The organism is Geodermatophilus telluris, from assembly GCF_900102745.1.
In the GTDB taxonomy this organism is placed as follows: Bacteria; Actinomycetota; Actinomycetes; order Mycobacteriales; family Geodermatophilaceae; genus Geodermatophilus; species Geodermatophilus telluris.
In genome coordinates this window covers 84,943-110,756 of record NZ_FMZF01000002.1, presented here as the reverse complement: position 1 = coordinate 110,756, position 25,814 = coordinate 84,943, and the positions used below count along the sequence as shown (strand labels likewise).

Sequence of the window (25,814 nt, the reverse complement as noted above, 5' to 3'; positions counted from 1 at the left end):
CCGCTCGATGGCTCATTGCCCGACGGACCCAGCAGGTCACCCCGGAGTCAGCGGCGGGCGGCCGGGTCGCCGGCGTCCACCGGCGCGTCGGGTCGCTCGCGCTCGACCGGCGTGCCCACCACCCCGTGCAGGTGGCAGGCGGCGACGTGTCCCGGCGCGGAGCCGACCGGCTGCAGCGCCGGGTCGACGTCGGGGCAGGGCTCGAAGACGTCGGGGCAGCGGGTCCGGAACCGGCAGCCGCTGGGCACCCGGGACGGCGAGGGGACGTCGCCGCGCAGCACGATCCGCTGCCGGGAGCGCTCCAGCCGCGGGTGCGGCAGCGGCACCGCCGACAGCAGCGCCCGGGTGTAGGGCATCTGCGGCTCGGCGGCGACCGCGGCCGCGGGCCCCACCTCGACCACCCGGCCCAGGTACATGACCGCGATCCGGTCGGACACGTGCCGCACCGCCGACAGGTCGTGCGAGATGAAGAGCAGGGTCAGCCCGAGCTGCCGCTGCAGCCGGCGCAGCAGGTTGAGCACCTGGGCCTGCACGCTGACGTCGAGCGAGGCGATGGCCTCGTCGCAGACCAGGAAGTCCGGCTCACCGGCCAGCGCCCGGGCGATGCCCACCCGCTGCCGCTGGCCGCCGGAGAACTCGTGCGGGTAGCGGGCGGCCACGCCCGGGTCGAGCCCGACCAGCTGGAGCAGCTCGCGCACCCGGGCGGCCCGCGCCTGCCGCCCCGGGTGCAGGCCGTGCACCTCCAGCGGCTCGGCGACCGTCTGGGCGACCGTGCGCCGCGGGTCGAGGGAGGCGAACGGGTCCTGGAACACCATCCCCGCGCGCCGGCGCAGCTCCCGCAGCTCGCGGCGGCCCATCCCGGTGACGTCGGCGCCGTCGAAGGCCACCGTGCCGCCGGTCGGCGGGACCAGCCGCAGCAGCGCGTTGCCCAGCGTCGACTTCCCGCAGCCGGACTCCCCGACCAGGCCCAGCGTCTCGCCGCGGTACACGTCGAGGTCCACGCCGTCGACGGCGCGCAGCACCCCCGTCGTGCGGCGCAGCGCCCCGCCCGAGCGGATGGGGAAGTGCACCTCCAGGCCCCGCGCGGAGACCAGCACCTCCTGCGTCGTCGACGTCACGACGCCTCCCCCTCCGCGCACCAGGTGGCCGCCCGGTGCGGCAGGTCCGCGCGCGCGGACCCGACGACGGCCAGTGGCGGCTGCTCGGTCTCGCAGCGGGCGTCGCCGCGCACCGGGCAGCGCGGCCAGAACACGCACCCGGCCGGCAGGTCGGTGGGCGGGGGCGGCGTGCCGGGGATGGTGGCGAGGTCGGCGTCGTCGTCGGTCGCCAGGTCGGGCAGCGCGCCGAGCAGGCCCCGCGTGTAGGGGTGCTCCGGCCGCTCGAGGACGTCGTCGACCGTGCCGTCCTCCACGCAGCGCCCGCCGTACATCACCAGCACCCGGTCGGCGGTGCCGGCGACGACGCCGAGGTCGTGGGTGATCCAGACGACGCCGGTGCCGTGCTCGGTCTGCAGCCGCTCGACCAGGTCGAGGATCTGCGCCTGCACGGTGACGTCGAGGGCGGTGGTCGCCTCGTCGGCGATCAGCAGCGACGGCGAGTTGGCCAGCGCGATCGCGATGACCACCCGCTGCCGCATGCCCCCGGAGAGCTCGTGCGGGTAGCGGTCCACCGCGCGGCCGGGATCGGGCAGGCCCACCTCGCCGAGCAGCTCCACCGCCCGCGCCCGGGCCGCCGCGCGCGACAGCGAGCCGTGCGCGCGCAGCCCCTCGGTGAGCTGCCGGCCCACGGTGAGCACCGGGTTCAGCGAGGTCATCGGGTCCTGGAAGACCATGCCGACGCCGGGACCGCGGACCTGCCGCAGCCGCTCGGGCGACATGGTGAGCAGGTCCTCGCCGCCGAGCAGCGCCCGCCCGGTGACCGTCGCCGTCCGCGCCGGCAGCAGGCCCAGCAGCGCGAGCACCGAGACGCTCTTGCCGCTGCCGGACTCCCCCACCACGGCCACCGTCTCCCCCGCGCCGACGGTGTAGCTCAGCCCGTTGACCACGTGCGCCGTCCCCCGCGGGGTGCGCAGGTCCACCCGCAGGTCCTCGACCTCCAGCACGGGCGCCGTCACCGCCCACCGCCGGCCATCAGGGTGCGCTGCCGCGGGTCGAGGACGTCGCGCAGGCCGTCGCCGAGCAGGTTGAAGCACAGCACGGTGACCACGATCGCCAGGCCCGGGAAGACCGTGTACCACCAGGCCTGGTCGATGAAGCCGCGCCCGTCGGCGAGCATGAGCCCCCACGACGGGTTGGGCCGGCGCGGGCCGAGACCGAGGAAGGACAGCGCCGCCTCGGCCAGCACCGCGAAGGCCAGGCTGATCGAGGTCTGCACGATGATCGGCGGCGCCGCGTTGGGCAGCACGTGCCGGGTGATCAGCCGCCAGTCCGAGGCGCCCACCGACCGCGAGGCGCGCACGTACACCTCCTCCCGCACGCCGAGCACGCTGGCGCGGGTCACCCGGGCGAAGATCGGCACGTAGACGATGCCGATGGCGAGGATCGCGTTGGCCGGCCCGGCGCCGCGGATGGCCACGATGGCGATGGCCAGCAGCACCGCGGGGAAGGCGAACAGCACGTCCATCAGCCGCATCAGCGCGTCGTCGACCCACCGGCCGTAGTAGCCGGCCAGCAGGCCGATCAGCGTGCCCACCACCAGGGCGAACGCGACGGAGGCGAACCCCACCCGCAGCGACGTGGCCGCGCCCAGGACCACCCGGCTGAGGATGTCGCGGCCGAACTCGTCGGTGCCGAAGGGGTGGCTCCGGCTCGGCGGCTGCAGCTGCAACGACGGGTCCTGCTCGTTGGGGCCGTCGGGCGCCAGCGTCTCGTCGAACACCGCCATCAGCACGATGAGCACCAGGACGACGGCGGAGACGGCGGCGGTCGGGTTGCGGGCGAGCAGGCCGAGGGTCTCCCGCCACCGCGGCCGGGGCGGGGCCGCCGTCGGCGGGGGCTCGGACGGCGGCGGGGCGGCCGGGGTGGCGCCGGGGGTCGGCAGCTGCGTCATCGGCGGGCGATCCTCGGGTCGATGCGGCTGTAGAGCAGGTCCACCAGCAGGTTGATGACGAGGAAGACCAGGGCGAAGAGCAGGACGGCGCCCTGCAGCACCGGGAAGTCGCGGTCGCGCACCGCCTGGTAGGCCAGCTGCCCGAGGCCCGGCCAGGAGAAGACGATCTCCACGACGACGACGCCGGAGAGCAGGTAGGCCAGCTGCACGCCGGTGACCGTGACCAGCGGCAGCAGCGCGTTGCGCAGCACGTGCCAGGTGAGCACCTGCCGGGTGGGCACGCCCTTGGCCTGCGCCGTCCGCACGTGGTCGGAGCCCAGCGCCTCGAGCATGCTCGACCGGACGAACCGGGTGATCACCGACCCGGACACCACCCCGGTGGCCACCGCCGGCAGCACCAGCCGCTCCAGCCACCCCAGCGGGTCCTCGGTCAGCGCCACGTAGCCGCCCGAGGGCAGCCAGCCCAGCGTCCCGGCGAAGACCAGGATGAGCATGATCGACAGCCAGAAGTCGGGAACCGAGATGCCGAACTGGCTGACCACGGTGGCCAACCGGTCGACCAGCGACCGCGGGTGCAGCGCCGAGAGCATCCCCAGCGGCAGCGCGATGACCAGCGCGACCACCAGCGAGGCGAGCGCCAGCGTCAGCGTCGCCGGCAGCCGCTCGGCGATCAGCGAGGTGACCGTCTCGCCGCTGCGGAAGCTGACCCCCAGGTCGCCGGTGAGCGCCCGCCCCGCCCAGGTGAGGTACTGCTGGACCAGGGGCAGGTCCAGCCCGCTGCGCTCCCGCAGCGCGTCGTAGGTCTCCTGGGAGAACCGCGTGCCGAGGGCGAGGCGGATCGGGTCGCCCCGGACGAGGTGGATGAGGGAGAAGACCAGGACGCTCACGCCGGCCAGGACGACGACGGCCTGGCCGGCCCGGCGGAGCAGGTACCCGGTCAGGGCAGCTCCACCGTCTCGAAGTTGATCGCGGCGTCGGCCCGCACCTGGTAGCCGGTCAGCCCCGGCGCCCAGGCCTGCACCTCGTCGGGGTTGTAGAGGTACAGGTAGGACACGTCGTCGACGATGATCCGCGCGGCCTGGTCGTAGAGGTCCTTGCGGGCGGCCTGGTCGACCTCGGTGGCGGCGCGGGTGAGCAGGTCGTCGACCTGCGGGTTGGCGTACCCCTGGTAGTTGCTGCCGCCGGTGGACAGGTGCTGGTTCTCGTAGAAGTCGGCCGGGTCGATGTTGCCGATCCAGCTGAGCATGAAGGCGTCGAAGTCGCCCTGGGACTGGCGGTCCAGCCAGGTGGCGAAGTCCTCCTCCTGGATCTCCACGTCGATGCCGATCGGCTCGAGCTGGCTGGCGATCACCTGGGCGGCGGCCACCGTCTCGGGGTACTCGTCGGTGACCATCAGCCCCATCGTGAGCGGCGTCTGCACGCCGGCCTGCTCGAGCAGCTGGCGGGCGGCGTCCTGGTCGGGGGTGAACGGCGCGTAGTCCAGGTAGAACGGGCTGCCCTCGGGGATCGCCGTCTGGTTGGTCTGCGCCGCGCCGAAGCGGGCGGCCTGGGTGACCTCGTCCCGGTCGACCGCGGTGGCGATCGCCCGCCGCACGTCCCGGTTGTCGAACGGCGGGACGGCGTAGTTCATGGACATGTAGAAGTACTCGACGCTGGTGACCGAGCCGAGCTCGACCTCCTCGTCGCTCTCGAGGTCGGCGACGTTCTGCGGCGGCACGTTGTCGGTCCACTGCACCTCGCCGTTGCGCAGCGCCGTCAGCGCCGAGCTGGCCTCGGTGATGTAGCGGAACTCGACGCCGTCGATGCTCGGCGCGCCGCCCCAGTAGTCCTCGAAGGCGGTGAGCACGGTGCCGTTCGCGTCGGAGCTCTCCAGCCGGAACGGGCCGGTGCCGTTGGCCTCGCTCTGCAGGTCGAACTCGTCGGCGGCGTTCTCCGAGACGATCGCCATGCCCTTGAACGCGCCGATCAGCTCCAGCAGGTTCGGCGTCGGCCGGGTCAGCGTGATGACGACGGTGCGCGGGTCGGGGGCCTGCACGTCGGCGACCGTGGCGAACCGGTAGGCGTTCGACAGCTCCTCGTCGATGATCCGCCGGTAGCTGTAGACGACGTCCGCGGAGTCGAACTCGCTGCCGTCGTGGAAGGTCACGCCGTCGCGGAGGGTGAACGTCCAGCTCAGCTGGTCGGGGCTGGTGGTCCACGACTCGGCCAGGCTCGGCTGCATGGTGAGGTCCTCGGCGGACGGGACGACGAGGGTGTCGTACACGTTCTCCAGCACCTGGAAGCTCGCGTAGGCGTTGGTGACGTGCGGGTCGAACTGGTCGGGCTCGGCGCTGACGGCCGCGACCAGGGTGTTCTCCCCGCCGCCGCCCCCGCCGCCGGTGTCCACGCTCTCCCCGCCGCCCCCGCAGGCGGTCAGGACCAGGGCCGCGGCCGCGGCGAGGGGCAGGAGCCGGTTCGTGCGCACGGGGTACCTCCGGAGCTCGTCGGCGTCGTCGGTGCCGACCCTGGCCCGGACGCCGCCGTCCCGCAGGTCGAGCCGGTGATCGTTGCGCGCCCGTGACCCCTCCGGTCAGGCCTCGCCGACGGTGGCCCGCCGCAGCGCCGCGACGTCGCACTTGGGCACCCGGTCGGCGGTGAGCAGGCCGTTGACCTCCTGGTAGGTGTCGGTGAGCTGCGTCCAGCAGGCACCCGCGAGCGCGCTGCTGGCGTGCACCGCCGCCCACTGGTCGCGGTACCGGGCGAGCAGGTCCTCCGGGGAGCGGGCGTCGGCGTACCCCCAGCCGCCGTCCCCCGGCGCGCGCAGGGCGACGCCGCCGAACTCCGAGAGCACGACGGCGCGGCCGGCCACCCCCGCCCGGTCGAGGTCGGCCAGGTGGCCGTCGGGGCGCCGTCCGCCGGCCAGCCGCTCGAGGTCGGCCGCGGTGGCGTAGCGGGCGGCCAGCACCGCCGGGTCCTGCTCGTAGTCGTGCACACCGAGCAGCTGCCCGCCGAGGGCCTCCCAGCCGTCGTTCGCCGACACCGGCCGGGTGCCGTCGAGGGCGTCGGCGACACCGGCGAGTGCGGTGACCAGGCCGCGCTGGGCCCGGTCGCCGGCGACCTCCGGCACGCCCCACGACTCGTTGAGCGGCACCCAGGCGACCACGCTCGGGTGGCCGCGGTGGGCGACCACGACCTCGGCCCACTCGCGCAGCAGCCGGGCCGCCGCCGTCGGGCCGGGGCGGTAGGCCGAGGGCATCTCCGCCCAGACGAGCAGGCCCGCGCGGTCGGCCAGCGCGAGGTAGCGCGGGTCCTCGGTCTTCTGGTGCTTGCGGACGCCGGTGAAGCCCAGCGCCCGGGTGAGCTCGAGGTCGCGGCGCAGCGCGGCGACGTCGGGCGGGGTGGCGCCGGTGTGCGGCCAGTAGCCCTGGTCGAGCACCAGCCGCAGCGGCACCGGGCGGCCGTTGACCAGCAGGTGGCCGTCGTCGACCTCCACCGAGCGCAGCGCCGTGTAGCTCGCCACCTCGTCGAGCACCTCGCCGTCGTCGCGGACCAGGGCCATCTCGGCGTCGAGCAGCACCGGGTCGGGCCGCGGCTCCCAGGTCAGGTGCCAGCGGTCGTCGGTGCCGCCGTCGCCGACCGGCAGGGTCCGCTCGACGACCGCGCCGTCGACCCGGACCGAGTCGTCGGCGAGCAGCCGGCCGCCGGCGCGCAGCCGCAGGTGCAGGCGGGCGCCGGTCACCGGGACCGACAGCTCCACCCGGACGTGCACGCGCATCGTGTGCGGGTCGCCGCGCCAGACGACGTCGGCCACGTGCTCGCGGGCCACGTGCTCCAGCCACGGCGTGCGCCAGATCCCGGTGGTGCGCGGGTAGAAGACCGCGTGCGGCTCGTCGCGCCAGTCCTGCTTGCCGCGGGGCGCCTCGAGGTCGCGGGGGTCGTCGTCGGCCCGGACGAGCAGGTCGGCGCCGTCGCCGAGGTGGTCGGTGACGTCGACCCGGAACGGCGTGTACCCGCCCTCGTGCCGCACGACGTGCGCACCGCCGACCCAGACGTCGCAAACCCGGTCGACGGCGCCGAAGCCGACGACGGTGCGGCGGTCACCCTGCCGGCCGGGCAGCGGGCGGCGGTACCAGGCGCGGTGCAGCGGGCCGGTCCAGCCGATGCCGCTGGCCGGGGTCTCCGGGGCGTAGGGCACCCGGACGGTGCGGTCGAGGGCGACGCTGCCGGCGGTGGCGGTCAGGTCGGGGTCGGCCGCGAAGTCCCAGTCGCCGTCCAGCGAGGTCCACGGCCGGCGCAGCAGCGGGCGGGGGTGGGCGGTCGGGTCGTCGCGGTGGGCCACGCCGTCCACCTCACCGGAGGGACGCGGTCGGCGCACCCGTGGCCGGCGACGTCCTCCCGCACCGCAGCGTGTCCCACCCGACGTCCCACGGTCGGGTCGGACACTCGACGACCAGGTCCCCTGATCATCGAGCGGCCCCGACACGCGTCACTCGGTGGTGGGCAGGGCGCCGTTGACGGTCACCGCGTCGACGGCGCCGTGGCCGACCTCCCAGCGGTCGAGCAGCTCCTGGTAGACGCCGTCGTCGACCAGCCGCTGCAGCGCGGTGGTGAGCACGTCGCGCAGCCCGGTGCGGTCCGGGGCGACGGCGATGCCGTACAGGCCCGGCTCGTACTGGGTGTCGGAGACCAGCTGGTAGCTGTTCTGGGTGCGCGGGTCGGTGGTCACGAACACCGCCGGCGGGTAGTCGGCGACGACGGCGTCGGCGCGGCCGGTGCGCAGCTCGAGCAGCGCGTCGTCGTTGGTGGCCACCTCGCGGACGTCGATGCGCAGCGCACACGCCCCCTGCGCCCGCTCCAGCAGCCCCACCTGCACGGTCCCGGCCTCGACGGCCACGCTGCGGCCGCACAGCCCGGCCAGGTCGTGGATGCCCAGCGGGTTGCCCCGGCCCACGACGATCGAGGACCCGGCGCGGAAGTAGTTGACGAAGTCGGCCTGCTGCTCGCGCTCGGCGGTGTCGGTGACCGCGCTCATCACCAGGTCGAACCGGTCGGCGGCCAGGTCGTCGAGCAGGGTGTCGAACGGCGAGGCCTCGAAGCGCACCTCGACGCCGAGCAGGTCGCCCAGCGCCGCGCCCAGGTCGGGCTCGAAGCCGACGATCGTGCGCCCGTCGGGGCCGAAGGACGACGCGGGCGGGTACGAGGGGTCGTTGGCCACGGTGAGGACGCCGGCCTCCCGCACGTCCTCGGGCAGCGCGGCGTGCAGCGCCTCGTCGAGGCCGACGGTCGGCCCCGCCGCCTCGGCGGTGTGGTCGGCTCCGTCGCACCCGGCCGTGACCAGCACGGCGGCGAGGACGGCGGCGCCCGCGAGGGCACGGGTCGAGCGGGTCACGGGAGGACCTCCACGGGGAGCGCGGGCACGAGGCCGGCCGCGCGGGTGAGCTCCGGCCACGGCAGTGGCCGGGAGAAGTGCCAGCCCTGGGCGCGGTCGCAGCCGACCGAGCGCAGCCAGTCGGCGACCTCGGGCGTCTCCACGCCCTCGGCGCAGACCGACAGGCCCAGGCCGTGCGCGAGCTCGACCAGGGACCGGACGACGGCGGCGTCCTCGGCGTGCGCGTCGACGCCGGTGACGAACGCGCGGTCGACCTTGACCTCGGTCAGCGCCAGGGAGCGCAGGTGCGAGAGGCTGGCGAAGCCGACGCCGAAGTCGTCGAGCGCCGCCCCGAAGCCGTGCGCGGCCAGCTCGGCCAGGCACGCCGACGCGGCGGCGAGGTCGGCCGGCAGGGCGGTCTCGGTGACCTCCAGGTGCAGCCGCCACGGCGGCACCCCGGCCTCGGCGGCCAGCCGCGCCACGGTGGCGGCGAAGCCGGGCGCCTCCAGGTTGCGCACCGAGACGTTGACCGACACGGTCCAGTCCTCGCCCGCGGCGACCCAGGCGGCGCAGTCGGCCAGCGCCTGCCGGAGCACCCACTCGGTGAGCGCGCCCATGACGCCGGACTGCTCCAGCGCGGGCAGGAACTCGCCGGGGCCGAGCAGCCCGCGGCGGGGGTGCTGCCAGCGCAGCAGCGCCTCGACGCCGACGGTGCGGCCGGTGGCCAGGTCCACCTGCGGCTGGTAGTGCAGCCGCAGGTCGCCGTCCTCCAGGGCGCGGCGGGCCTCGAGCTGCAGCGCCGGGGAGTGCGCCGAGGGGGCGGTGGACCGCCGGTCGAACACGACGATGCCGCTGGCGCCGCGCTTGCCCTGGTACATGGCCGCGTCGGCGCAGGTCATCAGCGTCTCGACGTCGGCGGCGTCGGCCGGGTGCATGGCGATGCCGCAGCTGGCCTCCACGGCGAGCGGGACCCCGTCGACGACGGCCTCGGCCGCCAGCGCCTCGCTGACCCGCTCGACGAGCTCCCGCGCACCGGCGGGGTCGTCGAGGCCGGGCAGCAGCAGGCCGAACTCGTCGCCGCCCAGGCGGGCCACGGTGTCCCCCGCCCGCACGGTCGCCGCCAGCCGGACGCCCACCTCGCGCAGCAGCTGGTCGCCGGCGTGGTGGCCGAGGGTGTCGTTGACCTCCTTGAAGCGGTCGAGGTCGACGAGCACGACCGCGCCCGGGGTGCCGCGCTGGAGCTCGGCGTCCACCCGGCGGGCGAACAGCTCGCGGTTGGCCAGCCCGGTCAGCGGGTCGTGCAGCGCGTCGTGCTCGGCCTGCGCGGCCTGCCGGCGCAGCCGCCGGGTGGTCGACCAGCTGATCGCGCCGATCACCAGGTACAGCACGCCGAGGCCGGCGCCGAGACGCCAGTAGGTGCGGGTGGTGGCCGCCTCCACCTCGGCGGCGACGGTGTCGTAGGGCAGCAGCAGCTCCAGCACGCCGATCGAGCGCCCGGAGGTGTCGGCCACGATGGGCTGCAGCACCCGGATGACCCGGCCCACGGCCAGCCCGTCGCGGTCGAGCAGCGCCACGTCGGTGCCGCCGCCCGCGGCGAGGGCGAAGCCCGGCCCGGTGCTCGGGACGACGTCCTCGCCGGCGGGGTAGTCGGGCAGCGCCTCGACCGGGCCCACGGCGCCGTCGTCGGCGAAGAGCACGGCGCCGGAGAAGTCGCGCAGCCGCAGCCGCAGGATCGACCCGCGGAAGACGGCCAGGTCGGTGGCCGCCGACAGCCGCTCGCGCTCGGCCTCGGTGAGCCCGGTGCCGAGGTCCTGGCCGCGCAGCGCCGGGCCGATCGCCATCTCCTCGACGACGGCGGCCTGGGCGCGGCCGTACTCCAGCGCGCGGTCGACGGCGTCCTGGCGGATGCCCGCGGCGAGCACGGCACCCAGCACGACCACCGGCACCAGGCTGGCCGCGGCGTAGGCGGCGAACAGCCTGGTCCCTCCGGCTCGGGGGCGCCCGGTGCGGCTCATGCGCCCCCATCGGCCACCGCGGGCCGCCGGTCCACCCCGGCGCGGCCGGCCTCCCCCTCCCGGGTGAGCGGGTCCGGGACGGCCGGGCGGGAGGATGGGCGTTCGTGAGCACCCTCGCCGCGGCCGCCGAGACCCTGCCCGTCCCGGCGGTGGTCGACCTCGCCGCGATCGTGGTCGGCGCGCTCACCGGCGGGCTGCTCGCCGCGCGCGAGGGGTTCCCCGTCTCCGGCGTGCTGCTGCTGGCGGTCACCGGCGGGCTCGGCGGCGGGCTGGTCCGCGACGTGCTGCTGGCCGGCGGGCCGCCGGTGGCGCTGACGAACCCGCGCTACCTGCCCGCCGTGGCCATCACCGCGGCGGTGACCTTCTACTTCTCCGGCTGGCTGTCGCGGCTGACCCGCCTGCTGGTGGTCCTCGACGCGCTCACCCTCGGCCTGTTCACCGTGATCGGCGCGCAGAAGGCCCAGCTCGCCGGACTGCCCAGCGCCTCGGTGGTGTTCATCGGCACGCTGACCGCCGTGGGCGGCGCGGTGATCCGCGACGTGCTGCTCGCGCAGCGGGCCGACATCGTGCAACCGGGCCCGTATAACGCGGTCGCCGCGCTGCTGGGGGCCACCGCGCTCACCGTGCTCGCCGGCCCGGCCGGGCTCGCCCCGATCCCGGTGGCGCTGGTCGTCATCGTGCTGGTGGCGACGCTGCGGGTGCTGTCGGTGTGGCGCGGCTGGGAGGCGCCGGTCGCCGTCGACCTGCCCGGGCGCGCCCGCAGCCGGCTGGCGCGCGCACGCCCGGGACGCCCCGACGGACGCCGGCGGCTGCGCCGCCGGACCCGCTGAGGCGCGGGCCGCTCAGCGGGCCGGCGGGGACGGGAAGCCGCCGACGAGCTGCTCGAAGGCGTGCGCCACCCGGAGGCAGGTGGCGTCGGCGAACCGGCGGCCCACCAGCATCATGCCGACCGGGAGGCCCTCCGACAGCCCCGCCGGGACGCTGGTGGCCGGGTGCCCGCTGACGTCGAACGGCGCGCAGTTGACGATCATCTCCAGGCCTCGCGACACCCGGACCTCGAGCGGGTCGTCGGGCGCCGGGATCGGCCGGGCGACCATCGGCACGGTGGGCATCACCAGCAGGTCGACGTCGGCCAGCGCGGCGTCGTAGTGCCGGCGGACCTCGACGGCCAGGTTCTGTGCCATCGCGTAGTGCCGGCCCTGCTCCCGCTCCAGCGACCAGCGGCCGGTCAGGGCGACGGCGGTGACCGTCGGCGACCAGCGGTCGGTGGTCTCCCGGCGCCGCCGGCCGTAGTGGGCGACCAGCTCGGGGTCGTAGCGGCCCTCCCAGTTGTGGCCGTACCCGTTGCCCTCGATCATCTGCACGGTCGCGCCGTCGGTGGCGATGACGTTCCAGACGTGCAGCGCGTGCCGGTGCCACGGCAGGTCGACGTCGACCACCTCCACGCCCAGCTCGCGCAGCCGCCCGGCCGCCGCGCGCACGGTGTCGTCCACGCCGTCCTCGGACAGCTCCTCCCAGCCGAAGCCCTGGGCCACCACGCCGACCCGCAGCCCCGCCACGTCCCCGCCGAGGGCGGCGGCGTAGCCGTCGGGCGCCAGGTCGGCCGGCTGCCGGGGGTCCTCGCCGTCCCGGCCGGCGAGGACGTCGAGCACCGCCGCGGCGTCGGCGACCGTGCGCGTCATCGGGCCGAGGTGGTCGAGGGTCGTCTCGATCGGGAAGGCGCCGGTGTAGGGCACCAGGCCGTGGGTCGGCTTGTGCCCGACGATCCCGCAGAAGGCGGCCGGCATGCGGATCGACCCGCCCTGGTCCCCGCCCAGCGCCAGGTCGACCTCGCCCGCCGCGACCAGCGCCGCGCTGCCGCTGGAGCTGCCGCCGGTCGTGCGGGTGGGGTCCCAGGGGTTGTGCACCGGGCCGGTGACCGAGGTGTGGCTGCCGCCGGAGAAGCAGAGGTCCTCGCAGACGGACTTGCCCGTCACGGTGGCGCCGGCCTCGAGCAGGCGGGTGACCACGGTGGCGTCCCGGGCGGGCACGAACCCCTCCACCGTGTGGCTGCCGTTCATCATCGGGACGCCGGCGACCGCCACGTTGTCCTTGACCGCCACCGTGCGGCCGGCCAGGGGGCCGTCGGCCGCGCCGCGGATCTCGGTGCGCACGTACCAGGCCCCGAGCGGGTTGTCCGCGTCGTCGGGCCGGGAGCCGGACCGGCCGGCGGGTGCCTCGGGGGCGGTGCCGGCGTACAACTCCTCGACCGCGTCGTAGGAGGTGAGGAACGCGGCCACCAGCGGGGTGTAGGCGGCGACCTCCGCCTCGTCCGGCTTCATGCCCCACGAGGAGGCCAGCGCGGCGACCTCGGTCTCGTCCGGCGGGCGTACGGCCACGGTTGCCTCCTGCGGCGCTCGGCGGGTGTGGCTGGAAGCTAGCGCCGGCGCCCCGCCGCTGCACCGCGAGCCGCCGCGGTCGCGCCGGCCGGCCGCGGGCGGCCAGGATGGGTGCCGTGAGCCAGCCCGACCGCGAGCACGACGTCGTCCTCCTCGGTGCCACCGGCTTCGTCGGCCGGCTGGTCGCCGGGTACCTGGCCCGGAGCGCACCGCCCGACCTGCGCGTCGCGCTGGCCGGCCGGTCGCGCGACAAGCTCACCGCCGTCGCGGCGGACCTGCCGGACGCGGGGCGCCGCTGGCCGCTGCTGGAGGCCGACACCGGCGACCCGGCGTCGCTGGCCCGGCTGGCGGAGGGCACCCGCGTGCTGGTGACCACCGTGGGTCCCTACGCCCGCTACGGCCTGCCCGTCGTCGAGGCGTGCGCCCGCGCCGGCACCCACTACGCCGACCTCACCGGCGAGGTGCTCTTCGTCCGCGAGGCGATCGACCGCTTCGACGCCGTCGCCCGGGAGTCCGGCGCGCGGATCGTGCACGCCGCCGGCTACGACTCGATCCCCTCCGACCTCTCGGTGTGGCTGCTCGCCGAGCGGGCGCGGGAGGACGGCGCCGGCGGGCTCACCGACGTCCGGCTGGTCGCCACCGTCCGCGGCGGGTTCAGCGGCGGCACGGTCGCCTCGATGCTGGGGCAGGTCGAGGCGATGGCCACCGACCGCGAGGTGCGCCGGCTGATCGGCGACCCCTACGCCCTCTCCCCCGACCGCGCCGCCGAGCCGGCCACCCGGCAGCCCTCGGACGCCGCCCCTCCCGCGCTGGCCGCCGACGGCCGGTGGACCGCCCCCTTCGTCATGGCGCCGTTCAACACCCGGATCGTGCGGCGCAGCAACGCGCTGCAGGAGTGGGCCTACGGCCGCGGCATGCGCTACGGGGAGTCGATGAGCGCCGGCCGCGGTCTCCCCGGGGCGCTCGCCGCCGCCGGCATCACCACCGGCCTGGCCGCGGGGCTGGGCGCGCTGGCGTTCCCGCCGACCCGCGCGCTGCTCGACCGGGTGCTGCCCGCGCCCGGCAGCGGCCCGTCGGAGGCGACCCGGGAGAAGGGCTTCTTCCGGATGGTGGTCGACGCCTCGACCGAGGGCGGACGGCGCTACCGGGCCACCGCGGCCGGCCCCGGCGACCCCGGGTACAAGGCGACGTCGGTCATGCTCGGCGAGGTCGCCCTGGGCCTGGCGATCGACACCGACCGGCTGCCCGACCGCGCCGGATCGCTCACGCCGGCGACCGCGCTGGACGGCGTGCTCGTCGAGCGGCTGCGCGCCGCCGGCCACACCTACGACGTCACCGAGCTGTGAGGGCGGCGATGATCAGGTGACCTGATCATCGAGTGTCCTACCCGACCGTGGGACGTCGGGTGGGACGCGCTGCGGTGCGGTAGGACGCGCTCCGGTGCGGTGGGACGCGCTGGGGCACGTGGCGACGATCGGGCTCCCCGCCAGCCGGGGACGGCAGGTGGTCGCGGTGTCGTCGAGGAGTGGGGCCCGGAGGGTCCCGCGACGAGGCGACGATCGGGCTCCCCGCCAGCCGGGGACGGCACGTGGCCGCGGTGCGGTCCGGAGGACCGCCGTGTCACAGCACCCGGACGGCGAGCAGCGCGACGTCGTCCTCGGCGTCGGGCAGGAACAGCCGCGCGAGCACCCGGTCGCACAGCTCCTCCAGCGGCAGGCCGGCCGTGTCGCGCAGCACCGCGAGCAGCTCGGCGGTGCCCGCGTCGAGGTCGCGGTCGCGCCGCTCGACCAGCCCGTCGGTGTGCAGCAGCACCGTGCTGCCCGCCGGCAGGACGGCGGTGCAGTCGGTGCGCGGCCGTCCGGGGTCGACGCCGAGCAGCAGGTCGGCGTGCCCGGGGTCGAGCAGGCGGACACCGCCGTCGGGGTCGACGACGACCGGGGGCGGGTGACCGGCACTCGACCAGCGCAGCAGCGCCGGCTCCCCGGGCCGCCGCTCGAGGCGGGCCACCACCGCCGTCGCCATGGCCCCGAGGTCCAGCCCGACGGCAGCGCGGTCCAGCCGGGTGAGCGCCTCGGCCGGGGAGGGGTCACCGGCGTAGGCGATGCCGCGCAGCAGCCCGCGCAGCTGGCCCATCATCGCGGCGGCGTGCCGGTCGTGGCCGACGACGTCGCCGATGGCCAGCACCGTGTGCCCGCCGGCCTCGACGAAGGCGTCGTACCAGTCGCCGCCGATCTCCGCGCCCTCGGACGCGGGGCGGTAGCGGACGACGATCTCCGAACCCGGGGGCCGGGGCGGCGCGGTGAGCATGCTGTGCTGCAGCACCTCGGCCAGGTCCCGCTGCTGGGCGTACAGGCGGGCCGACTGCAGCGCCAGCCCCGCCCGGCGGCCCACCTCGACCGCCGTCTCCAGCTCCTCGGGCGTGTGCGGGCCGCGCTCGGCGCCGTTGGCCGTGCCCAGCGCGCCGATGACGTGCCCGCGGGCCACCAGCGGCACGATCAGCGCCGACCGCGGGCCCAGCCGCAGCAGGGTCTCCTGGTCGGCGGGGTCGGGCAGCGAGCGGGCGATCCGCTCGGGGTCCAGCTCCGGCACCACCAGCGGGCGGCCGGTGCGGGTGACCACGCGGGCGGCGTGCTCGTCGCTCATCCCCGGCACCATCGCGCGCACGTAGGCGGCGACGTCCTCGCGGCGGCCCGGGTCGCGGTGCGCCCAGGCCACCTCCTGCAGCCGGCCCTGCTCCTCGGTGACGACGATCCAGCACCAGTCGGCGAGCGCGGGCACGACCAGGTCGGCGAGACGGTCGAGCTGCTCGGTGATGTCCAGGCTGCCCGAGAGCACCTGCCCGGCCTCGGCGAGCAGCTGCAGCCGCCGGTTGGCCGCCATCAGCTCGGCCTCGGCGGCGGCCCGCTCGGCGCGGGAGCGCATGCGGGAGACGCTCGTGGCGATCTGGGCGGTCAGCGCGTCGAGCAGCTCGGCGTCGGTGGCGGCGAAGGCGTGCTCGGTGTCCCAGACGACGACGAAGCTGCCCAGCAGCCGGCCCTCGACGCGCAGCGGGAGCGCGGCCATCGCACGCACGCCCAGCACCGGGCCGACCTCGGCCATCCGCGGGAAGCGCGCGACCGCCGCGTCGAGGTCGGGGAACAGGAAGCGCTCGCCGTGACGGGCGGCGTACTGGGTGGGCAGCTCGTCGTCGAGCTCGACGACCACACCGCGGTCGGTCAGGTCCACCGCGACGTCGGCCTCGGCCGCGGCCGCGGCGGCGGCGTCGGCCAGGCGCTGCCCCAGGTGCAGCCGCAGGGTGCCGTCGCCGTCGAAGGCGGCCAGCGCGCTCGACGACGCGCCCAGCACCCGCGCGCCGCGCAGCGCGATCTCGGCCAGCTGGGACGGCGCGGTCGCGCTGGCGAGCTCCGCGGCGACCTCGGCCACCGCGGCCGCCCGCTGCACCGCGGCCATCCGCCGGGCGGACTGCTCCCGGGTGTCGGTGACGTCGACGACGGTGCCGAGCACCCGCACCGCCTCCCCGCGGACGTCGCGCACCACGCGCCCGCGCGACACCGTCCAGCGGATCCCGCCGTCGGCGTGCAGCGCCCGGCACTCGACGACGTACTCCCCCGACCCGGCGAACGCCTCGGCCATCGCCTGCCGGACGGCGGCGTGGTCGTCGGGGTGGATCCGCTCGGCGAGCATCCGGTCGACGTCGGTGAACTCCTGGGCGCCCTCGAGGCCGTGCACCGCCGCGCACCGCTCGTCCCACGACACGACGCCGGTGCGCCGGTCGTGCTCCCAGATGCCGACCTCGCTGGCCTCCAGGGCGACGTCGAGCCGGGCGAGCGAGGCACCGATCGCCGAGCGGGCCGCGGACAGCTCGAGCTCGGCGACCACCGAGGCGGCCAGGTGCTCGAGCAGGGCGGCGTCGTCGTCGTGCCACGCCCGCGGGGTGGGGTCGTAGACGGCGAGCGCGCCGACCACCCGGCCCGACGCCGAGACGAGCGGCGCGCCCAGGTAGGACACGACCTCCCCGGAGGTGACGGCCGGGAGGTCGGCGACGCGGTCGTCGGCGCGGGCGTCGGCGACGACGAGCACCCGTCCGTCCCGGACCACCCGCGCGGACAGCTGTCCGGTGAGCAGCGCCGGACCGCCCACGACGCCGGGTGGCAGGCCGTACCCGCCGACGACGGTGTCCTGGTCGGTGAAGATGGTGACCTTCGCGTGGTCGGCGCCCAGCAGCCGCGCGGCCAGGCCGGAGAGCCGGTCGTAGGCCGCCGGACCGGGCACCTCGACCAGGAGACGGCGGGCGGCGGCGACGCGGTGGGCGTCGTGCAGGACGTCAGGACCCTGCAACGGCACGGGGACGGACACGACCCCTCCTCGTGCGCGTGCGGCCCGGACGGCCGCAGCGGACCATGGTGCCACGCGCACCGCCGGATACGGACGAGCGCGTCCGGTGGGTGCTCCCCCGACCGGGTGATCCTCCGCCTGGCGCGGGTCAAGCGGGAGACCGGGGTCGACGACCACCCGGGACATGCCGGGCACCCTCACCACCCGCCTGCCGGACTGCCGGCCGCTGCTGGCCGACCCCGCCGACCTCGACGTCGTCTTCCAGCCCGTCGTCGACCTCACCCGCGCCCGCGTCGCCGGCTACGAGGCGCTGTCCCGCTTCCCCGGCACCGCCGGCCCCGAGGTGTGGTTCGCCGCGGCCGCCGACGCCGGCGTGGCCGCGGAGCTGCAGGCCCTCGCGCTGCACCGGGCGCTGTCGGCCGTCGCGCGGCTGCCCCGGGGCACCTTCCTCGTCATCAACGTCGCGCCGCACCTGCTCGACAGCCGGCCGGTGCAGGCGGTGCTGGCCGGCCGGCCGGACCTGCGCGGCGTCGTCCTGGGCCTGACCGGGCACGACCCGGTGGCCGACCCGGCGGCGGTGCGCGTGCAGGTGGCCGCGCTGCGCGCCCGCGGTGCCCTGGTGGCCCTCGACGACACCGGCGCGGGCTGGTCGGGACTGCACCAGGTCGCCGCCCTGCGGCCGGACCTGGTGGCGCTGGACCGGGCCCTGCTCGCCGGGGTCGACGCCGACCCGGTGCGCCAGGCCATCGCCGAGGTGCTGTCCGGGCTGACCGGCCGCACCGGCTCCTGGCTGCTCGCGCAGGGCGTCGAGACCCGCGGGGAGCTGGCCGCCGTGTGCCGCCTGGGCGTCCCGCTCGCGCAGGGCTGGCTGCTCGGCCGCCCGGCGCCCGGCTTCGCCCCGCTGCACCCCGAGGTCGCCGCGCTGGTGCGGGCGCAGGCCGCCCGCGCCCGGACCGCGGACTCCGTCGCCGGACTGCTGCGCCCGGTGCGCCAGGTCGCGGCGACCGAGCCCACGCCGGGGGTGCCACCGGTGGTCCTGGTCGACCCGTCGGGCGCGCCGCTGGCGCTGCGGCTGGCCGACCCGCGCACCGGCGCCGTGCACACCGCCCCGGTCTCGCTGCGGGCGCACCGCGGAGACGCCGTCGCCGAGACCCTGCACCGGGCGCTGACCCGGCCCCCGGCCCACCGCTTCGACCCCGTCGTCTGCACCGACACCGCGGGCGCGGTGCTCGGGCTGGTGCGGGTCGAGGACCTCGCCTCGGCCGCCGCCGCCCGCTAGTCGCGACCCCGGCGTGCGCGAGGCGGCCGGGGCTACTCGGAGGCGGCGGTCAGCGCGGCGCGCTCGTCGTCGGTGAGCACCAGGTCCTGCATCGGCAGCAGGTCGGCGAGCTGGTCGACGTCGCGGCCGCTGGCGATCGGCGCGGTGACCGTGGGCCGGTCGGCCAGCCAGCGCAGCGCCACCGCGGCCGCCGTCACCCCGTGCGCGGCGGCGACCTCCTGCAGCGCGGCCAGCACCCGGTCGCCGCGCTCGCCGGCGTAGGCCATCGCGCCGCGGGCGCGCGGCGAGTCGACCCGCTCCCCGGCCCGGTACTTACCGGTCAGGAAGCCCTTGGCCAGCGAGAAGTACGGCAGGCAGCCCAGCCCGTGCGCGGCGACGACGTCGCGCAGGCCGTCCTCGTAGACCGGCCGCTCCACCAGGTTGTAGAGCGGCTGCAGCGCCACGTAGCGGGTCAGGCCCAGCCGCTCGGAGGTCTCCAGCGCCTCGGTGAGCCGCTGGGGCGAGTAGTTCGACGCCGCGACGTACAGCACCTTGCCCGAGCGCACCAGCTCGTCGAACGCGGTGAGCGTCTCCTCCAGCGGCGTCGTCTCGTCGTCGTAGTGCGCGTAGTACAGGTCGATGCGGTCGGTCCGCAGGTTGCGCAGCGAGCGCTCGGCGGCCTCGCGGATCTCCCCGGCCGCCAGCGGGTGCGCCTTCTGCTGCGGCGAGGCCTTGGTGGCCACGACCACGCGGTCGCGCAGGCCGCGCTCGGCCATCCAGCCGCCGAGGATCTGCTCGGAGCGGCCGTCGCCGTACATCTCGGCGGTGTCGACGAACGGGCGCCGGGTGCTCGGGACGGCGTCGACGAACCGGTCGAGGACGGCGTGCGACGTCGCCTCGTCGGCGGTCCAGCCGAAGACGTTGCCGCCGAGGCACAGGTCGCTGACGGTCAGGTCGGTCCCGGGGAGCTGCGGCACACCCCCACGCTAGGCGGCCCTCGGCGGGACCGCTGCCGGGGCGCCGACGGCCCCGTGGACTGGCCAGATCCCCCGCGGACGTGACACGGTGCCCCGGGCCGGACCGCCTCCACGGGGACCGGCCGTCCCCCGGGCGCCCGCCCGGGGCGGCCGCCGCGCAGCGCGGCGGCATCCCGAACGGCGGCCCGCCGAGCCCGCGCGGCCGCGACACCACGAGAGGATCCCCGTGAACAAGGCCGAACTCGTCTCCGCCATCGCCAAGCGCGCCGACGTGCCGAGCTCCACCGTGGACGCCGTCCTCAACGGCCTCCAGGAGGAGCTCGTCGAGGCGATCACCCGCGGCGAGAAGGTCGCCGTCTCCGGCCTGCTCACCGTCGAGCGGACCCAGCGCTCGGCCCGGACCGGCCGCAACCCGCAGACCGGCGAGTCCATCGACATCCCCGCGGCCAACACGGTCAAGGTGAGCGCCGGGTCGAACCTGAAGAAGGCCGCCAGCAACGTCCCGGTGTGACCGGCGGTCGCCCGGCGACGTCCCGGTCTGACCTCCCGCCGTCGGGGCGGCGCCTGCCCCTGTGACCGGGCCCACCACCGCGTGGGTCAGGATGCGAGGGCAGGCGCCGCCCGGCGGGCGGACGGCGCGGGACGGAGGAACGCGTGAGCAGCGGACTGGCCCTGGACACCGACCCGGCCGAGGTGGGGCTCGACCCCGCGCGGCTGCAGCGCCTCGACCGGCGGCTGGCCCGCTGGGTCGACGACGGGCAGCTGCCCGGCTACCTGGTCACCGTGTCCCGCCGGGGGCGGCTGGCCCACGTGGGCCGGGCCGGGATGCGCGACGTCGAGAGCGGCCTGCCGGTGGAGGAGGACACCCGCTGGCGGATCTTCTCGATGACCAAGCCGGTGACCTCGGTGGCGGCGATGATGCTGTACGAGGAGGGCGCCTTCGAGCTCACCGACCCGATCGCGAGGTGGCTGCCCGAGTTCGCCGAGACCCGCGTCTACGTGGCCGGGTCGGCGCAGAAGCCGGTCACCCAGCCGCAGGTCGAGCCGATCCGGGTGCGGCACCTGCTGACCCACACCTCGGGTCTGACCTACGGCTTCCACCACGCCCACCCGGTCGACGCCATGTACCGCGCGATGGGCCACGAGTGGGGCACCCCGCCGGGGGCCGACTCGGCCGAGGTCTGCCGCCAGTGGGCGTCGGTGCCGCTGGTCTTCCAGCCCGGCTCGGAGTGGAACTACGGCGTGTCCACCGACGTCCTCGGCCGCCTGGTGGAGGTCGTGTCGGGGCAGCCGCTCGACGTCTTCTTCCAGGAGCGGGTCTTCGGGCCGCTCGGCATGACCGACACCTCCTTCGGTCTGCGGGAGGACGACGACCCCGCCTCGCTGGCCCGCCTCTACTCCGCCGTCCCCGGTCGGCCCGGCGGGGCGGCCACGGGGTACGCGCCGCTGGACACCATGGGCGCCGCGGCGCTGTCGAAGCCGGCGTTCCTCTCCGGCGGTGGCGGGCTGGTGGGCACGGCGGGTGACTACGTGCGCTTCGCCGAGATGCTCCGCCGCGGCGGCTCGTTCGACGGCGGCCGGCTGCTGGGCCCCCGCACGATCGCCCACATGACCCGCAACCACCTGCCCGGCGACGCCGACCTGGAGACCTTCGGCCGGCCGCTGTTCGCCGAGACGCCGCTGCGCGGGGTCGGCTTCGGGCTGGGCTTCTCGATGGTGATCGACCCGGTGCGCTACGGCGGCGTGGCCAGCGTCGGCGACTACAGCTGGGGCGGGGCGGCGTCCACCGCGTTCTACGTCGACCCGGTCGAGGACGTCGTCGTCACGTTCTTCACGCAGCTGCTGCCCTCGTCGACCCTGCCGATCCGGGCCTACCTGCGCGCCCTGGTCAACCAGGCGATCGTGACCTGACGGAGGCCGCGGTCCGCGGAGGCGCCTGGTGCGCCTCCGCGGACGGCGTCAGAGGTAGCGGCGGTAGACGACGGTGGCGACCATCGCCGGCTTGGACGCGCCCTCGACCTCGACGGTGACGTCCATGTTCATGCTGACGCCGCCGTCGAAGGGCGTGACGGAGGCGAGCGTGGCGCCGGCGCGCACCCGGCTGCCCACCGGCACCGGCGAGGGGAAGCGCACCTTCTCCGTGCCGTAGTTGACGCCCATGCGGAAGCCGGTGATCTCGACGATCTGCGGCAGCAGCGACGGGACGAGCGACAGCGTCAGGTAGCCGTGGGCGATCGGGCCGCCGAACGGGCTCTCCCGCTTCGCCCGCTCCGGGTCGACGTGGATCCACTGGTGGTCCCCGGTCGCCTCGGCGAACTGGTTCACCTGCTCCTGGGTGACCTCCACCCAGTCGCTGTGGCCGAGGTGCTGCCCGACGAGGCCCTGCACGCCCTCGACGCCGTCCACGGTGGTCTGCGCCATCGCACGTCCTCCCTCACGGTGGTCTGGTTGGCTGACTCCACCACACCGGCTGCGGGGACGGAGGAACGGGTGCTGCGACTGGGCCGGCTCGACGTCCCCGACGGCGCACTGGTCGTCATGGCGATCGTCAACCGCACGCCCGACTCGTTCTACGACCGCGGCGCCACCTACGAGCTGGCCGCCGCCGTCGAGCGGGTGGACCGCGTGGTGGCCGAGGGCGCGGACATGGTGGACGTCGGCGGCGTGAAGGCCGCGCCCGGCGAGGAGGTCTCCCCCGCCGAGGAGGTCCGCCGGACGGTGGACCTGGTGGCGGCCATCCGCGCCGCCCACCCCGAGCTGCCGATCTCCATCGACACGTGGCGGGCGGAGGTGGCGCGCGAGGTGCTGGCCGCCGGGGCCGACGTGGTCAACGACGCGTGGGGCGGGGTCGACCCGGAGCTGGCCGCGGTCGCCGCCGAGGCCGGTGCGGGGATCGTGTGCACGCACGCGGGTGGGTTGCCGCCACGCACCCGGCCGCACCGCGTGCAGTACGCCGACGTCGTGGCCGACGTGGTGGCCCGGACGACGGCGCTGGCCGAGGCGGCGGTCGCCGCGGGCGTGGAGCGCGACCGGGTGCTGGTCGACCCCGGGCACGACTTCGGCAAGAACACCCGGCACTCGCTGGAGGCCACCCGGCGGCTCGACGAGCTGGTCGCCACCGGCTGGCCGGTGCTGGTGGCGCTGTCGAACAAGGACTTCGTCGGCGAGACCCTCGACGTCGTCCTCGACGAGCGGCTCACCGGCACGCTGGCGGCGACGGCGGTCAGCGCGTGGCTGGGCGCCCGGGTGTTCCGCGCCCACGACGTCGCCGCGACCCGGCAGACGCTGGACATGGTCGCCTCCATCCGCGGTGACCGGCCGCCGGCGCGGACGGTCCGCGGCCTGGCCTGAGGGGGCCGCCCCGCCGTCCCCGTCCCGCGGTGCCCGGCCCCACCTCGCGGTGCCCGCCCTCACCGCGCAGCGCGAGCCCGGGCACCACGCCGCGAGTTCGGCGGCCCGGCGGCGGCCGGGGTGCTTGTCGCCGAGGGCCCACCGGACGACGATCGGGGCACGCCCGTGGCGGTACCGGGCCCCACGGGGGCGGTACCGAGGAGGCCGTCATGAGCGAGCAGGCCGGGGACGTCGAGCAGCCGCAGGCGCGGGGACACCGGGTCGTCGTCGGCGTGGACGGGTCGGCGGGCGCGCGGGCCGCGGTGCGGTTCGCCGTCGAGGACGCCGTCCGCCGGGACGTGCCGGTCGAGGTGGTCGTCGCCCACCGCCCGCCCGAGGAGTGGATGGACTTCGACGCGGTCGGCGAGGCCCGGTACCGGGCCGCCGAGCGCACCGCGGTGGAGCGGACCGAGAGCGCTGTCGCCGAGGCGCTCCGCGAGGTGCCCGAGCCGCACCCGGTGATCCACGTGACCGCCGTCCTCGGCTCGGCGGCGGACGCGCTCATCCGGGAGTCCGCCGGGGCGGACCTGCTGGTGGTCGGCAGCCGGGGGCACGGCGGGTTCTCCTCGATGCTGCTCGGCTCGACGAGCATGCAGTGCGTGCTGCACGCGCCGTGCCCGGTGACCGTCGTCCACTCGGCGGAGGCGCACCGGGAGCGGCTGCACCTGCGCCGGCGCACCGGCGGGGGGCGGGTGCGCGCGCACCGCCGGCGCTTCCGCGGGGCCGCCGCGGAGTTCACCGGCCCCTGACCGGCCGGCCGGGTGGCGGTGGGTCCTTCCCCACCGGAGGACGTCCTCCCTCACCGCAGCGCGTCCCACCCGACCGTGGGACGTCGGGTGGGACGCGCCGTGATCGAGCCGGCCTCCCTGCAGGGGCCCGCCGCGAGCCTGCGAGCGGTGGGGGGCAGGGGAGGTCCTTGCACTGATCGTGGCGCGCCCCCCGCTCGCTACCGTCCGGCGCATGGCCGCCACCGGTTTCCTCTCCGCCGACGAGCTCAACGCGCTGCTGCCGGGCACGCTGCCGGGGCTGATCGGCCTGACGGTCACCGCGCACGAGCCCGGCCGGCTCGAGGCCGCCCTCGACGTCCGCCCGGAGCTGCTCGCCCCCAACGGCTACCTGCACGCCGCGACCGTCGTCGCGCTCGCCGACACCGCCTGCGGCCTGGCCACCCGCGCGCTGCTGCCCGAGGGCGCGGCCGGCTTCACCACCATCGAGCTGAAGAGCAACTTCCTCGGCACCGTCCGCGAGGGCCGGGTGCAGACCGTCGCCACGAACGTGCACGCGGGGCGCAGCACCCAGGTGTGGGACGCCGTCGTCTCCTCGGGGGCCGGGAAGACCCTCGCGCTGTTCCGCTGCACCCAGTCGGTGCTGTGGCCCCGATGAGGTGACCGGCCAGTAACCCCCGTGTCCCGCGGCACGCCCGGGGTGTGAGACTGGCGTCACCCGTCCCTCAGGAGGAGCACCCCGTGGCACTGGCCAGTCGTTACCCCGACGTCGAGATCCCCGACCTGTCGGTCCCCGAGTTCGTCCTCGCCGGCGGCGCCTCCCGGCCCGACTCCCCGGCCCTGGTCGACGGCCTCACCGGTGACTCCATCAGCCACGGCCAGCTGGCCACCTACGTCGACCGCGTCGCCGCCGCCCTCGCCGCCCGCGGGCTGCGCAAGGGCGACGTCGTCGCCGTGCTGTGCCCCAACACCATGTGGTACCCGGTGGTCTTCCACGGCATCGCCCGCGCCGGCTGCGTGATGAGCCCGATCAACTCGCTCTACACCGCGCACGAGGTCGCCTTCCAGCTGAAGGACTCCGGCGCGAAGGTGCTCATCACCGTCTCGCCGTTCCTCGACCGGGCACTGGAGGCCGTCGAACAGTCGCCGGTCGACGAGGTCGTCGTCATGGACGGCGCCGAGGGCCACGCCTCGCTGCTCGACCTCATCTCCAGTGACGCCCCCTCGGTCGAGGTGGACATCGACCCGGCGACCGACCTGGTCACGCTGCCCTACTCCAGCGGCACCACCGGCCTGCCCAAGGGCGTCATGCTCACCCACCGCAACCTGGTGGCCAACGTCAGCCAGTCCCGCCCGCTGGTGGAGCTGCACGAGGGCGACGAGCGGATCATCGCCGTCCTGCCGTTCTTCCACATCTACGGCCTGACCGTGCTGATGAACCAGGGCCTGCAGTGGGGCGGCACCGTGGTCACCCTGCCGCGGTTCGACCTCGAGCAGTTCCTGCGCACCATCCAGGACCAGGAGATCACCCGGGCCTTCGTCGCGCCGCCCATCGTGCTGGCGCTGGCCAAGCACCCGATGGTCGACCAGTTCGACCTGTCCTCCCTGCGCAGCATCACCTCCGGGGCCGCGCCGCTGGACGAGGCGCTGGCCCAGGCCGCCCAGGACCGGCTGCGCAAGGGCGCGGCCGACGGCGTCGTCGTCGCCCAGGGCTACGGGATGACCGAGCTGTCGCCGGTCTCGCACACCACCCCCGACGCCACCCGGCTCCCCGAGGGCGCGACCTCGGTGCCCAAGGGCTCGGTGGGCCTGGCGCTGCCCAACACCGAGTGTCGCCTGGTCGACCCCTCCACCGGCGAGGACGCCGCCCCCGGCGAGCGGGGCGAGCTGTGGGTCCGCGGCCCGCAGGTCATGAAGGGCTACCTCAACAACGAGAAGGCCACGAGGGAGACCCTCGACGACGAGGGCTGGCTGCACACCGGTGACGTCGCGATCGTCGACGAGAACGGCTGCTACACCGTCGTCGACCGGGTCAAGGAACTGATCAAGTACAAGGGCTACCAGGTGGCCCCGGCCGAGCTGGAGGCCGTGCTGGTCAACAACCCGGCCATCGCAGACGCCGCCGTCATCGGCGTCAAGGACGCCGACAGCGGCGAGGAGCTGCCCAAGGCCTTCGTCGTCCGGGCGCCCGGCGCGGAGATCTCCGAGCAGGAGGTCATGGACTACGCCGCCGAGCGGCTCGCGCCGCACAAGAAGATCCGCGCGGTCGAGTTCATCGAGCAGGTGCCCAAGTCGGCGGCCGGCAAGATCCTGCGCAAGGACCTCAAGGCCCGCGCCTGAG

General features: G+C 76.0%; 21 protein-coding genes. 9 read left to right on the top strand and 12 right to left on the bottom strand.

Features of this window, described 5'->3' with window-relative positions:
• Nucleotides 1-47: 47 nt before the first annotated feature.
• From BLQ97_RS05725 to BLQ97_RS05690, 8 genes are all read right to left on the bottom strand, one after another.
• Nucleotides 48-1,118 carry an ABC transporter ATP-binding protein gene (locus BLQ97_RS05725; RefSeq protein ID WP_091364189.1) on the bottom strand — a complete coding sequence of 357 codons (1,071 nt, stop codon included), beginning with the start codon at nucleotides 1,116-1,118 and terminating at the stop codon, nucleotides 48-50.
• Nucleotides 1,115-2,113, bottom strand: a complete 999-nt coding sequence (locus BLQ97_RS05720; protein ID WP_091364187.1) for an ABC transporter ATP-binding protein — start codon at nucleotides 2,111-2,113, stop codon at nucleotides 1,115-1,117. Before BLQ97_RS05720 ends, BLQ97_RS05725 begins: the two co-directional genes overlap by 4 nt.
• Entirely contained in the window at nucleotides 2,110-3,048 is a 939-nt protein-coding gene (locus tag BLQ97_RS05715; RefSeq protein WP_091364185.1) for an ABC transporter permease, read from the bottom strand. Before BLQ97_RS05715 ends, BLQ97_RS05720 begins: the two co-directional genes overlap by 4 nt.
• The gene (locus tag BLQ97_RS05710) at nucleotides 3,045-3,977 is read right to left on the bottom strand and encodes an ABC transporter permease (RefSeq protein ID WP_281181391.1); all 933 of its coding nucleotides are present in this window, start codon (nucleotides 3,975-3,977) and stop codon (nucleotides 3,045-3,047) included. The genes BLQ97_RS05715 and BLQ97_RS05710 overlap by 4 nt, the downstream gene beginning before the upstream one ends.
• 8 nt (nucleotides 3,978-3,985) lie before the next feature.
• Nucleotides 3,986-5,512, bottom strand: coding sequence for an ABC transporter substrate-binding protein (locus BLQ97_RS05705; RefSeq protein WP_091364181.1), 1,527 nt, complete (start codon nucleotides 5,510-5,512; stop codon nucleotides 3,986-3,988).
• A 105-nt stretch (nucleotides 5,513-5,617) separates the two neighbouring features.
• Nucleotides 5,618-7,366: a glycoside hydrolase family 2 protein gene (locus BLQ97_RS05700; protein ID WP_091364179.1), complete on the bottom strand. Its 1,749-nt coding sequence runs from the start codon at nucleotides 7,364-7,366 to the stop codon at nucleotides 5,618-5,620.
• Between the two features lie 147 nt (nucleotides 7,367-7,513).
• Nucleotides 7,514-8,416 (bottom strand): ABC transporter substrate-binding protein, encoded by a 903-nt coding sequence (locus tag BLQ97_RS05695; RefSeq protein WP_175471605.1) that lies wholly within the window; start codon nucleotides 8,414-8,416, stop codon nucleotides 7,514-7,516.
• Nucleotides 8,413-10,410 carry a putative bifunctional diguanylate cyclase/phosphodiesterase gene (locus BLQ97_RS05690; protein ID WP_091364176.1) on the bottom strand — a complete coding sequence of 666 codons (1,998 nt, stop codon included), beginning with the start codon at nucleotides 10,408-10,410 and terminating at the stop codon, nucleotides 8,413-8,415. The genes BLQ97_RS05695 and BLQ97_RS05690 overlap by 4 nt, the downstream gene beginning before the upstream one ends.
• Nucleotides 10,411-10,514: 104 nt before the next feature.
• On the opposite strand from BLQ97_RS05690, the gene BLQ97_RS05685 reads away from it, so the two are divergent.
• A complete protein-coding gene (locus BLQ97_RS05685) occupies nucleotides 10,515-11,240 on the top strand; it encodes a trimeric intracellular cation channel family protein (protein ID WP_091364174.1) in 726 nt (241 codons plus the stop codon).
• A gap of 12 nt (nucleotides 11,241-11,252) precedes the next feature.
• Here BLQ97_RS05685 and BLQ97_RS05680 read toward each other — a convergent pair whose 3' ends face one another.
• The gene (locus BLQ97_RS05680) at nucleotides 11,253-12,788 is read right to left on the bottom strand and encodes an amidase (RefSeq protein ID WP_091364172.1); all 1,536 of its coding nucleotides are present in this window, start codon (nucleotides 12,786-12,788) and stop codon (nucleotides 11,253-11,255) included.
• A 116-nt stretch (nucleotides 12,789-12,904) separates the two neighbouring features.
• Between BLQ97_RS05680 and BLQ97_RS05675 the strand changes: the two genes are divergently transcribed.
• Nucleotides 12,905-14,134, top strand: a complete 1,230-nt coding sequence (locus BLQ97_RS05675) for a saccharopine dehydrogenase family protein (protein ID WP_175471604.1) — start codon at nucleotides 12,905-12,907, stop codon at nucleotides 14,132-14,134.
• Between the two features lie 274 nt (nucleotides 14,135-14,408).
• Here BLQ97_RS05675 and BLQ97_RS05670 read toward each other — a convergent pair whose 3' ends face one another.
• Nucleotides 14,409-17,144, bottom strand: a complete 2,736-nt coding sequence (locus tag BLQ97_RS05670; RefSeq protein WP_245691891.1) for a SpoIIE family protein phosphatase — start codon at nucleotides 17,142-17,144, stop codon at nucleotides 14,409-14,411.
• A gap of 163 nt (nucleotides 17,145-17,307) precedes the next feature.
• On the opposite strand from BLQ97_RS05670, the gene BLQ97_RS05665 reads away from it, so the two are divergent.
• Complete coding sequence (locus BLQ97_RS05665; RefSeq protein ID WP_091364167.1) at nucleotides 17,308-18,402, top strand: EAL domain-containing protein; 1,095 nt, start codon at nucleotides 17,308-17,310, stop codon at nucleotides 18,400-18,402.
• 32 nt (nucleotides 18,403-18,434) lie between these two features.
• Here the strand turns inward: BLQ97_RS05665 and BLQ97_RS05660 are convergent, their stop codons facing one another.
• On the bottom strand, nucleotides 18,435-19,358 hold the full coding sequence (locus BLQ97_RS05660) for an aldo/keto reductase (RefSeq protein WP_091364165.1): 924 nt from the start codon (nucleotides 19,356-19,358) through the stop codon (nucleotides 18,435-18,437).
• An 88-nt stretch (nucleotides 19,359-19,446) separates the two neighbouring features.
• Between BLQ97_RS05660 and BLQ97_RS05655 the strand changes: the two genes are divergently transcribed.
• Nucleotides 19,447-19,869: an HU family DNA-binding protein gene (locus tag BLQ97_RS05655; RefSeq protein WP_281181372.1), complete on the top strand. Its 423-nt coding sequence runs from the start codon at nucleotides 19,447-19,449 to the stop codon at nucleotides 19,867-19,869.
• A gap of 143 nt (nucleotides 19,870-20,012) precedes the next feature.
• The gene (locus tag BLQ97_RS05650) at nucleotides 20,013-21,269 is read left to right on the top strand and encodes a serine hydrolase domain-containing protein (RefSeq protein WP_091364163.1); all 1,257 of its coding nucleotides are present in this window, start codon (nucleotides 20,013-20,015) and stop codon (nucleotides 21,267-21,269) included.
• Between the two features lie 48 nt (nucleotides 21,270-21,317).
• Here the strand turns inward: BLQ97_RS05650 and BLQ97_RS05645 are convergent, their stop codons facing one another.
• Nucleotides 21,318-21,779: a MaoC family dehydratase gene (locus BLQ97_RS05645; protein ID WP_091364161.1), complete on the bottom strand. Its 462-nt coding sequence runs from the start codon at nucleotides 21,777-21,779 to the stop codon at nucleotides 21,318-21,320.
• A 27-nt stretch (nucleotides 21,780-21,806) separates the two neighbouring features.
• Here BLQ97_RS05645 and folP point away from each other — a divergent pair, with 27 nt between their 5' ends.
• The 4 genes from folP (at nucleotide 21,807) to BLQ97_RS05625 (ending at nucleotide 25,813) form a co-directional block, all read left to right on the top strand.
• Nucleotides 21,807-22,709 carry a dihydropteroate synthase gene (gene folP, locus BLQ97_RS05640; RefSeq protein WP_245691888.1) on the top strand — a complete coding sequence of 301 codons (903 nt, stop codon included), beginning with the start codon at nucleotides 21,807-21,809 and terminating at the stop codon, nucleotides 22,707-22,709.
• A gap of 209 nt (nucleotides 22,710-22,918) precedes the next feature.
• A complete protein-coding gene (locus tag BLQ97_RS05635; protein WP_091364157.1) occupies nucleotides 22,919-23,497 on the top strand; it encodes a universal stress protein in 579 nt (192 codons plus the stop codon).
• A 211-nt stretch (nucleotides 23,498-23,708) separates the two neighbouring features.
• Nucleotides 23,709-24,131, top strand: coding sequence for a PaaI family thioesterase (locus BLQ97_RS05630; protein WP_091365697.1), 423 nt, complete (start codon nucleotides 23,709-23,711; stop codon nucleotides 24,129-24,131).
• Nucleotides 24,132-24,214: 83 nt separating this feature from the next.
• The gene (locus BLQ97_RS05625; protein WP_091364155.1) at nucleotides 24,215-25,813 is read left to right on the top strand and encodes an AMP-binding protein; all 1,599 of its coding nucleotides are present in this window, start codon (nucleotides 24,215-24,217) and stop codon (nucleotides 25,811-25,813) included.
• The last annotated feature ends 1 nt before the right edge of the window (nucleotide 25,814 follow it).

What these genes read in the sequence shown, in the direction of transcription:
- BLQ97_RS05665 (WP_091364167.1), top strand. Translation starts at nt 17,308, where the DNA reads ATGCCGGGCACCCTCACCACCCGCCTGCCGGACTGCCGGCCGCTGCTG.
- BLQ97_RS05645 (WP_091364161.1), bottom strand. Translation starts at nt 21,779, where the DNA reads ATGGCGCAGACCACCGTGGACGGCGTCGAGGGCGTGCAGGGCCTCGTC.
- BLQ97_RS05715 (WP_091364185.1), bottom strand. Translation starts at nt 3,048, where the DNA reads ATGACGCAGCTGCCGACCCCCGGCGCCACCCCGGCCGCCCCGCCGCCG.
- BLQ97_RS05630 (WP_091365697.1), top strand. Translation starts at nt 23,709, where the DNA reads ATGGCCGCCACCGGTTTCCTCTCCGCCGACGAGCTCAACGCGCTGCTG.
- BLQ97_RS05690 (WP_091364176.1), bottom strand. Translation starts at nt 10,410, where the DNA reads ATGAGCCGCACCGGGCGCCCCCGAGCCGGAGGGACCAGGCTGTTCGCC.
- BLQ97_RS05635 (WP_091364157.1), top strand. Translation starts at nt 22,919, where the DNA reads ATGAGCGAGCAGGCCGGGGACGTCGAGCAGCCGCAGGCGCGGGGACAC.